This is a genomic window from Cryobacterium sp. N19 (genome assembly GCF_002929595.1).
GTDB classification, from domain to species: Bacteria; Actinomycetota; Actinomycetes; order Actinomycetales; family Microbacteriaceae; genus Cryobacterium; species Cryobacterium flavum.
Genome location: NZ_PJJR01000011.1, coordinates 1 through 1798, shown reverse-complemented (window position 1 = coordinate 1798; position 1798 = coordinate 1). Strand labels below are relative to the sequence as shown.

Genomic DNA, 1798 nt, shown 5'->3' with positions numbered 1-1798 from the left:
TTCCGGTCGATCACAGCGATCCACGTGGGCAGCCAACGAGGATCGGGGTGCGCTCGTCTATGACTTGTTGAGCGCTGCCGCTGCGCGGACGAGCGCTTGGAATGCTGTGGCGTTTATCTTGTCGCCCTCGTGTAGGTCGATGGCTCGCCTCACGCTGGCGGTCTGGCTGGCGTTGAAGAGTTCATCCGCGTCGTCGAGCGAGGCGCCTTTCGCGAAGGTGAGTTTGACCTTGTCCTTGTAGGTCTCCCCGGTGCAGATGAGCCCATCGAGGCTCCAGGTCGGCACGCCGAGCGGGTTTGTCGTCTTCTTCCATTTGGTCTCTTCGACCACGTTCGGTTCGGCCTCAAGGATCAAGCCGCGAATGCGGGCCAGCATGTCGCCTCGCCAGCCACCCAACGCGGCAATGATTTCATCAATCGACGTCATCGGAATCTCCGCTACCTCTCTGTCACACCGGGCGCAGCCCGCACGTCACCCATAGTATGAGACCCCGGAAGGAAGCGTGACGCGGATGGACGAGACTGCAGCTTTCGAGCGGGAGCGCCCTCGGTTGTTGCGTATTGCCGGGCGGATCCTGCGGGACAACGCAGAGGCCGAAGACATCGTCCAGCGAACCTGGCTGCGCCTTCACTCCACCGAGGCTGCCATTGACAACCTGCCCGGCTGGCTGACCACGGTGACCACGCGGCTCTGTTTCGACAGGCTGCGCGCCCCGAAACCGATCCTGGTCGACGACATGGCTTTCCCTTCGCTGATTGAAGATCCCGCCGATGCACTTGCCCTGGCCGACACGGTTGGCATTGCGCTCCAGGTGGTCTTGGACCGCCTCACGCCCAGCGAGCGGGTCGCGTTCGTGCTCCACGACAGCTTCAGCTTTGATTTCTCCACGATCGCCGCGATCCTCAGCACCACTCCCGCCGCCGCCCGCAAGCTCGCCTCGAGAGCGCGTAGCAAGGTCCGCCCGCAGGGCGTGCAGCGCCGCCGAGCTGACTGGGAAGTCGTGGACGCGTTCCTCGCCGCCGCACGACAGGGCGATTTTGAGCAGCTCTTGGCCCTGCTGGCGCCGGGAGTGGCGGTCGCCGGTGATGAAGCGGCGATCTCGGCGGGAACCCCCACCCGGATAGAAGGACGGAGCGCCGTCGCGACGATGTTCAACGGCGCGGCCAAAGCCGCGTTGCCGGTGTTCATCGACGGCCGCCCGGGCGCGGCCTGGTTTCATCGTGGCTCGCCGCGGGTCGCGTTTGATTTCAGGGTCGTCGGCGGGGTTGTGTCTCGGATCGATTTCCGCGCCGATCCGGCCGTTTTGGAACACCTCATCCGCCGCGACGCAGGAGAACAGCGGGGCTGACCGGCCGCCTGCAACAATCGAACCCGTTGTCAGCGGTCACACTTGCTGGCGTTGCATCGTTATACAGGTAGCAAACCTCAAACGGGGCAACGCGTTCACAGTTAGGATTCGAGTCGATGAAAACAATGATCTGCCGCCAGCTGGGCGGCCCGTGCGAAGAACCGTTGCACGGCAACACTGCTGATGAGGTCATCAAGGCCCAGGACCGCCACCTCAAAGACGCCGTCAAGGCCGCAGACACCACCCACGAGCAAGCGCACAAGGATATGAAAGATCGTTGGAAGCACCCAAAACGATCAATGGACTGGTACTCCTCCACCAAGACGGCGTTCGCTGCGTCACCCGAAGACGACTAACCGGGCCGCGGCCGCCCAAAGAACCGCACGGCCCTCTGCGAAACTACACGGCGAGACCTTCCTCAGCGCGCCCGCTCCGCTGTATCCCGCCGTT

3 protein-coding genes are annotated in these 1798 nt (G+C 63.7%); 2 read left to right on the top strand and 1 reads right to left on the bottom strand.

The window, feature by feature from the left end; all coding sequences use genetic code 11:
- Positions 1-57: 57 nt before the first annotated feature.
- Positions 58-426: a DUF1801 domain-containing protein gene (locus CXY78_RS00095; RefSeq protein WP_104087438.1), complete on the bottom strand. Its 369-nt coding sequence runs from the start codon at positions 424-426 to the stop codon at positions 58-60.
- A gap of 85 nt (positions 427-511) precedes the next feature.
- Between CXY78_RS00095 and CXY78_RS00090 the strand changes: the two genes are divergently transcribed.
- Both CXY78_RS00090 and CXY78_RS00085 read left to right on the top strand, forming a co-directional pair.
- The gene (locus tag CXY78_RS00090; protein WP_104087436.1) at positions 512-1348 is read left to right on the top strand and encodes a sigma factor; all 837 of its coding nucleotides are present in this window, start codon (positions 512-514) and stop codon (positions 1346-1348) included.
- 116 nt (positions 1349-1464) lie between these two features.
- Positions 1465-1704 (top strand): hypothetical protein, encoded by a 240-nt coding sequence (locus tag CXY78_RS00085; RefSeq protein ID WP_104087435.1) that lies wholly within the window; start codon positions 1465-1467, stop codon positions 1702-1704.
- Positions 1705-1798 lie beyond the last annotated feature (94 nt).